Source organism: Sphingomonas azotifigens NBRC 15497 (assembly GCF_002091475.1).
Lineage (GTDB): Bacteria > Pseudomonadota > Alphaproteobacteria > Sphingomonadales > Sphingomonadaceae > Sphingomonas > Sphingomonas azotifigens.
In genome coordinates this window covers 1-6851 of the sequence record NZ_BCTR01000105.1, presented here as the reverse complement: position 1 = coordinate 6851, position 6851 = coordinate 1, and the positions used below count along the sequence as shown (strand labels likewise).

6 protein-coding genes are annotated in these 6851 nt (G+C 68.7%); 4 read left to right on the top strand and 2 right to left on the bottom strand.

What is annotated here, in order from left to right; genetic code table 11:
- Nucleotides 1–10: 10 nt before the first annotated feature.
- The gene (gene ada, locus SAZ01S_RS22750; protein ID WP_084584619.1) at nt 11–1054 is read right to left on the bottom strand and encodes a bifunctional DNA-binding transcriptional regulator/O6-methylguanine-DNA methyltransferase Ada; all 1044 of its coding nucleotides are present in this window, start codon (nt 1052–1054) and stop codon (nt 11–13) included.
- 135 nt (nt 1055–1189) lie between these two features.
- On the opposite strand from ada, the gene SAZ01S_RS22745 reads away from it, so the two are divergent.
- The 3 genes from SAZ01S_RS22745 to SAZ01S_RS22735 all read left to right on the top strand — a co-directional run bounded on the left by SAZ01S_RS22745 (nt 1190) and on the right by SAZ01S_RS22735 (nt 4566).
- The gene (locus SAZ01S_RS22745; protein WP_084584618.1) at nt 1190–2440 is read left to right on the top strand and encodes an MFS transporter; all 1251 of its coding nucleotides are present in this window, start codon (nt 1190–1192) and stop codon (nt 2438–2440) included.
- Nucleotides 2437–4071: a glycoside hydrolase family 43 protein gene (locus SAZ01S_RS22740; protein WP_084584617.1), complete on the top strand. Its 1635-nt coding sequence runs from the start codon at nt 2437–2439 to the stop codon at nt 4069–4071. Before SAZ01S_RS22745 ends, SAZ01S_RS22740 begins: the two co-directional genes overlap by 4 nt.
- Nucleotides 4072–4149: 78 nt before the next feature.
- Nucleotides 4150–4566 (top strand): DUF5990 family protein, encoded by a 417-nt coding sequence (locus tag SAZ01S_RS22735; protein ID WP_084584616.1) that lies wholly within the window; start codon nt 4150–4152, stop codon nt 4564–4566.
- A gap of 110 nt (nt 4567–4676) precedes the next feature.
- On the opposite strand, the gene SAZ01S_RS22730 is transcribed toward SAZ01S_RS22735, so the two are convergent.
- Nucleotides 4677–5021 carry a PilZ domain-containing protein gene (locus SAZ01S_RS22730; protein ID WP_084584615.1) on the bottom strand — a complete coding sequence of 115 codons (345 nt, stop codon included), beginning with the start codon at nt 5019–5021 and terminating at the stop codon, nt 4677–4679.
- A 327-nt stretch (nt 5022–5348) separates the two neighbouring features.
- Between SAZ01S_RS22730 and SAZ01S_RS22725 the strand changes: the two genes are divergently transcribed.
- Entirely contained in the window at nt 5349–6830 is a 1482-nt protein-coding gene (locus SAZ01S_RS22725) for a DEAD/DEAH box helicase (protein ID WP_084584614.1), read from the top strand.
- Nucleotides 6831–6851: the final 21 nt, after the last annotated feature.

The following is a 6851-nucleotide window of genomic DNA, read 5'->3' as shown; positions in this document are numbered from 1 at the left end:
ACATGGGGTGTTACTTCCGCTCCCTCACGCCCTCCCGCGCGCGCAGCACGCGCTTGCGGTCGATCCCATAGGCGTACCCGCCCATGCTGCCGTCGCCCCGCTGGGCACGGTGGCAGGGAATGGCGAGCGCGACCGGGTTCGCGCCGCACGCCGTGCCCGCCGCGCGGACCGCGCCCGGGTTGCCGGCCATCACCGCCAGCTCGGCATAGCTGCGCGTCTCGCCCGGCGGGATGCTGCGCAGCGCCTGCCACACCGCCTCCTGAAAGGCGGTGCCCTGGACGTCGAGCGGCAGGTCGCGCTGGCGATTCGGGTCCTCGACCAGCGCCACCACTTCGGCCGCGAGCGCGGCAAAATCGTCGGTACCCGGCTGCACGTTCGCCGCGGGGAAGCGGCGGGCGAGCATCTCCGCATCCTCATCGAACGCGATCCGGCACAGGCCCTTGTCGGTCGCGGCGATGAGCAGCGGGCCGAGGCTGGTGTCGGCGAGCGTCCAGCGGATCGTCACCCCCGCCCCGCCCGCACGCCATGCGCTCGGCACCATGCCGAGCCGGGCGCCCGCCTCGGCATAGAAGCGGCTGGGGGCGGAATAGCCGGCAGCATAGATCGCCTGGGTCACGCTTTCCTCCTCGTCGAGTGCCGCCGCCGCCCGCCGGGCGCGCAGGCCCCGGGCATAGGCGGCGGGGGTCACGCCCGTGGCGCGCTTGAACAGCCGGTTGAAATGGTGCGGCGCATAGCCGACCGCCGCCGCCAGCGCCTCCAGCCCGACCGTCTCCTCCGCCGCATCGAGCAGCGCGGTGGCGCGCGCGACGGCGGTGGCATCGCGCGCCGCTTCGTCGGGCTTGCAGCGCAGGCACGGGCGGAACCCCGCCGCGGCCGCAGCCGCGCCTTCGTCGAAGAAGCGGACATTCTCGGGATTGGGGCGCCGCGCCGGGCAGCTCGGCTTGCAGTAGATGCGGGTGGTGGTCACCGCGACGACGAAGCGCCCGTCCTGCGCCCGGTCGCGCGCGGCGAAGGCGTTCCAGCGGGCATGGTGCAGGGCAGCGGTTTCGGTCATGCCGCTGCTATACGCCCATTGGCCTAGTTGAAGCATCCCGCGCCATGCGCTCAAAGACGCGATGCTTGCAGTCGGCGCGCTTTGCTGGCAACGTTAACGTTAACACGCGTGTCGGCGCGGAAGTTTGGAGAGTGCATGTCCTTCTGGCACCGCACGAGCGCGCTGCGCTGGTGGATCATCGGCATCGTCATGCTGGGCACCATGCTCAACTATCTGACGCGGAGCACGCTGGCGGTCGCCGCGCCGAGCTTCATGGTCGACCTCCACATCGACGAGCAGCAATATTCCTACATCACCGCGGCCTTCCAGGGCGGCATCATGCTGCAGCCGGTGGTGGGCTATATCCTCGACGTGGTCGGCCTGCGCTCGGGCATGGCGCTGTTCGCCGCCGGATGGGGCCTGCTGAGCATGGCGCACGGCCTGGCGTTCAGCTGGCAGTGGCTGTTCGCGCTGCGCGGGCTTCTGGGCTTTGCCGAAGGGACGTCGCACACCGGCGGCCTCAAGGTCGTCTCGGAGTGGTTCCCGGCGCGCGAGCGCGGCTTTGCCGGCGGCATCTACAATCTTGGCGCGTCGGCCGGCGCGGCGCTTGCAGCACCCTTGGTGGCGGGATCGATCGCGCTGTGGAACTGGCGCGCGGCCTTCGTCGTCACCGGCGTGCTGGCGCTGCTCTGGGCGCTGCTTTGGCTGCTGAACTATCGCACCCCGCAGACCCATCCCAGCATCTCGGAGCAGGAGCGCGACCTGATCCTCAGCGGCCAGGAAGCGCATATCCAGGAACGCGGCGAGCGGCCCTCGCCGCTGCGCCTGCTCCTCCAGCGCAACTTCTGGGGCATCGCCCTGCCTCGCTTCCTCGCCGATCCGACCTGGGGGACGCTGACCTTCTGGATGCCGCTCTATCTGGTGAAGGTGCGCGGCTTCAACCTGGGCGAGATCGCGGTTTCCGCCTTCCTGCCGTTCATCGCCGCCGACCTGGGCTGCATGTTCGGACCCGCGCTGGCGCTGTTCCTCCAGCGGCGCGGGATCAGCCTGATCAACGCGCGGCGCTGGACCTTCACCTTCGGCGCGCTGCTGATGACCGGCATGGTGTTCGTCGCCAGCGTCGAGAGCGCGTGGCTGGCGGTCGCGCTCCTCTGCCTCGGCGGCTTCGCGCACCAGACCCTCTCGGTCACCGTCATCACCATGGCCAGCGACCTGTTCCCGCGCAACGAGCTCGGCACCGTAGCGGGCCTCGCCGGCACCTTCGCCAACAGCAGCATCCTCATTTTCTCGCTGCTGATCGGCGGGCTGGTCGCCTCGCTCGGCTATGGCCCCTTCTTCGTCACGCTCGGGCTGCTCGATCTGCTCGCCGCCCTGCTTCTCTGGACCCTCGTCAAGGCGCCCCGATGATCCGCAATCCGATCCTTCCCGGCTTCAACCCCGATCCGTCGATCTGCCGCGTCGGCGACGACTACTATATCGCGACCTCGACCTTCGAGTGGTTCCCCGGCGTGCAGATCCACCACAGCCGCGACCTCGCCAACTGGACGCTGGTCGCCCGGCCGCTGGTGCGCGCATCGCAGCTCGACATGCGCGGCGATCCGGACAGCTGCGGGGTGTGGGCGCCCTGCCTCACCCATGACGGCGCGCGCTTCCACCTGCTCTACACCGATGTGAAGCGCTATGGCCGCACGACGATGGGCGGCGCCTCGGGCGCGTCGCTGCGCGACTTCCACAATTATCTCGTCACCTGCGACACGATCGACGGCGACTGGTCCGATCCGATCCACCTCAATTCGAGCGGGTTCGACCCCTCGATGTTCCATGACGACGACGGTCGCAAATGGGTGGTCAACCAGCTCTGGGACCATCGCCCCGGCCGCAACCGCTTCGCCGGGATCGTGCTGCAGGAATATGATCCGGCGACGGAGAAGCTGGTAGGGACGCGCACCAACATCTTCCCCGGCACCGCGCTGGGGCTGACCGAGGCGCCGCACCTCTATCGCCGCGGCGACTTCTATTACCTCCTCACCGCCGAGGGCGGCACCGGCTGGAACCATGCCGTCACCATGGCGCGGTCGCGGGCGATCACGGGGCCGTACGAGCTCCACCCGGACACCTATATCCTCTCCAGCCGCACCCGCCCGGACGCGGTGCTGGCGCGCGCGGGCCATGCCGATCTGGTCCACACGGCGGACGGCGAACCCTGGCTCGCCTATCTGTGCGGCCGCCCGCTGCCGGGGCGCGGGCGCTGCGTGCTCGGCCGCGAGACCGCGATCCAGCCGATGCGCTGGGCCGAGGACGGCTGGCTCTACACCCGCGACGGTCGCGGCCTGCCCGAGCTGGAAGTGCCCGCGCTCAGCAACACCCCCTCGCCGGGGCGGCAGACCGAGGAGCGCCACGACTTCGACTCGGCCGCGCTGCCGATCGACCTGCAATGGCTGCGCACCCCCGAGCCCGACCGCATCTTCAGCCTCACCGCGCGGCCTGGCCATCTCCGCCTGTTCGGGCGCGAGACGATCGGCAGCGTCTTCACCCAGGCGCTGGTAGCGCGGCGGCTCCAGGCCTTCTGCACCTCGACCAGTTGCGTGCTCGACTTCGAGCCGCAGGACTTCCAGCAGGCGGCGGGGCTGGTGGTCTATTACAACAGCACCAAGTTCCACTACCTGCATGTCACCCATGACGAGGGTGTCGGCCGCCATCTCCGCGTGATGACAGCGCTGCCCGACGCGCCCCAGGGCGACGCCTTCACCGCGCCGATCCCGCTGCCGGCGGGACCGATCGAGCTGCGCTGCGAGGTGGATTACGAGCGGCTGCGCTTCGGCTGGCGGATGGCGGGGGCGGAGGCCTGGCAGTGGCTCCCCGAACTGTTCGACGCCTCGATCCTCTCCGACGAGGCAAGCGCGCCCGGCCTGCCCAACTTCACCGGCGCGTTCATCGGCATGGCCTGCCAGGACATGGGCGGCACAGGGATGGCGGCGGACTTCGACTGGTTTGCGTATCGGGAACGGGAGTATGTGGTGGATCCTACTGCCGGCTAGCACAGCGCGCAGCCTTGCAGCGCGATTGGGCCCCCTGATACGCTTGCGCTCCCTCAGCCAAGAACGGGGCCATGCGCTATGTCGAAGCGGACGATTGTTCTCCGCCTGGTAATCGAAGATCCCGTTCCGGGCGTCACCTACAGCCTCCAGGACAAGAAGGGTGCACCGGTAAATCCTGTTGTAGCAGGCGATGCGGCGCTGGCGTTCGACGTGCCGGTCCAGATCGCGCCGGGCCCCAAGTTCGGCGGCGAGTTCGTTCGCCAGGAAGGCAAGGAACGGCGGTTCGTCTATATCGCCATAGGAGCGCAGGCTGGCGATCCTTCCTCGGCGTGGAGCCGTCGCGCGAAGATCGACATTCATGATCTCCCGCACGAGCTTCTGGAGCAAGCGGTGGCGCCAAAAGCGCTGGTATGCCGATTGCCCGGACGCGCTAAGGACAATAGCCCTGCCTGTGCTACGATCCGACCGGTCGTTGGCTGGCACGTGATGGATTGATCGTGGCTAAAAGTGCAGAATCTGCGAATTTTACCAACATGTTCTTCGCTAAACCTGACAAATCCGACTGCAGAGCGACCTGATCCCGACGGATAACAGGACTCAAAGGGCTACTCGCCCTCGCGCAGCATGCTCGCCCGCCGCAGCCGCGCCTCCAGATCCTCCACCATCCGCTCCCGGCTGCGGAAGGCATGCTGCAGGTCGCGCTGGCTGAGCGGCATCAGGAATTCGCAGCCGTGGCGGGTGTCCTCGCGCCACACCACCCGCGCCTCGCGCGCGCCGGCGCCCGACATGCCGATCCAGATCAGCGTGCCCTCGGGCAGTTCGACATCGGCGTTGAACAGGAAGCCGGTGCGCGAGAAATTCTCGACCACCGCGTCGAACGGGCGGCCATCCATGCCGCGCACGGTGGTTTCCCGATTCACCAGGAAGCGCACCGCGCCGCGCGCGTCCATGCTTCCCCATACTTCCAGTCGCGCGACGAGCACTCGTGCCTATTCCCTTGCCCCAGGACACCGCTCTACGACAAACGGGGTTAACGCCTGACCAACGCCGCCGCGCTTCTTGACGCGCCGCAGCATCGCTGCCATATGCGCCATCACGACGAGGCATTTATTTGCAGCGTGATCGGCGGCGCAGGCCCGAAAGGGAAAAAGCGCCGCTCGGCTCTGCCTCGTTCTTACCGGCTTCCCAAATCACGCGGGGCGTCACTTGTTGACCCCGCCTACGCCCGCGCCTTTCGAAGATGCGCGTGCGCCGGCATCTATTCGTAAGGTATTCCCATGTTGTTCAAAGACCTCGGCCTTTCCGAGACCGTCCTCGCTGCGCTTGCGGCGAAGGGCTATAACGAGGCTACGCCGATCCAGGCGCAGTCGATCCCCGCGCTGCTGGAAGGCCGCGACCTGCTCGGCATCGCCCAGACCGGCACCGGCAAGACCGCCGCGTTCATGCTCCCGTCGATCGACCGCCTCGTCGCCAGCGGCAAGCGTGCCCAGCCGCGCGGCTGCCGCATGCTCGTCCTCGCGCCGACCCGCGAGCTCGCCGCGCAGATCGCCGACAATGCCAAGCATTATGCCAGCGGCACCGGCCTGCGCATCGCCACCGTGTTCGGCGGCACCTCGGTCCACAAGAACAAGACCGATCTGGCGCGCGGCGTCGACATCCTCGTCGCCACCCCGGGCCGCCTCGTCGACCTGCTCGACCAGTGCTACATGATCCTGCTCGGGATCGAGATCCTGGTGCTCGACGAAGCCGACCAGATGCTCGACCTCGGCTTCATCCATGCGCTGCGCCGCATCGTGAAGGAGCTGCCGGCCAAGCGCCAGTCGCTGTTCTTCTCGGCGACGATGCCCAAGTCGATCCGCGAGCTGGCCAGCCAGTTCATCCACAATCCGGTGGAAGTGAAGGTGACTCCGGTCGCCACCACGGCGGAGCGCGTCGAGCAGTTCGTCACCTATGTGAACCAGACCGAGAAGCAGGCGCTGCTGACCATGCAGCTGCGCAGCCTCGAGATCGATCGCGCGCTGATCTTCACCCGTACCAAGCATGGTGCGGACCGCGTCGTGCGGCTGCTTGCCGGCAACGGCATCGCCGCCAACGCGATCCACGGCAACAAGAGCCAGCCGCAGCGCGAGCGGGCGCTGGGCGAGTTCCGCTCGGGCAAGGTCAAGCTGATGGTGGCGACCGACATCGCCGCGCGCGGCATCGACGTGTCGGGGGTGAGCCATGTGTTCAACTTCGAGCTGCCGAACGTGCCCGAGCAATATGTCCACCGCATCGGCCGCACCGCGCGCGCCGGGGCGGACGGCATCGCGATCAGCTACTGCGCCGATGACGAGCGTCCGTACCTGAAGGACATCGAGCGGCTGACCCGCCAGAAGCTCACCGTGCAGCCGCTGCCGGAGAACTTCATGGCCGAGGCCGACAAGATCAAGGCGACCCGTTCGCCGATGCCGGCGAGCCGCGACGAGCAGAACGGCCGCAACGGCCGCGCGATGCAACATGCCCAGGGCCGTCGTGGCGACGGCCAGCCGGCGCGCGGCGGTCGCGGTGGTCCGCGCGGCGATGCGCCGCGCGGTGGCGAGCAGCGCCGGGCCGAGGGTCCGCGCGGTGAGCAGCCGCGTCGCCAGGAAGGTGCCGGGGCTGGCGCGGGTCGTGGCCCGGGTGCGCCCAAGCGCAAGTTCAACGCGCGCCCGGCCGGCAGCGGCCAGGGGCGCCCCGGCGGCAATCGCGGCCAGGGCGGCGGCGCGGGGCGCGGGCGCTGACACCTAAACTCCTCCCCGGCA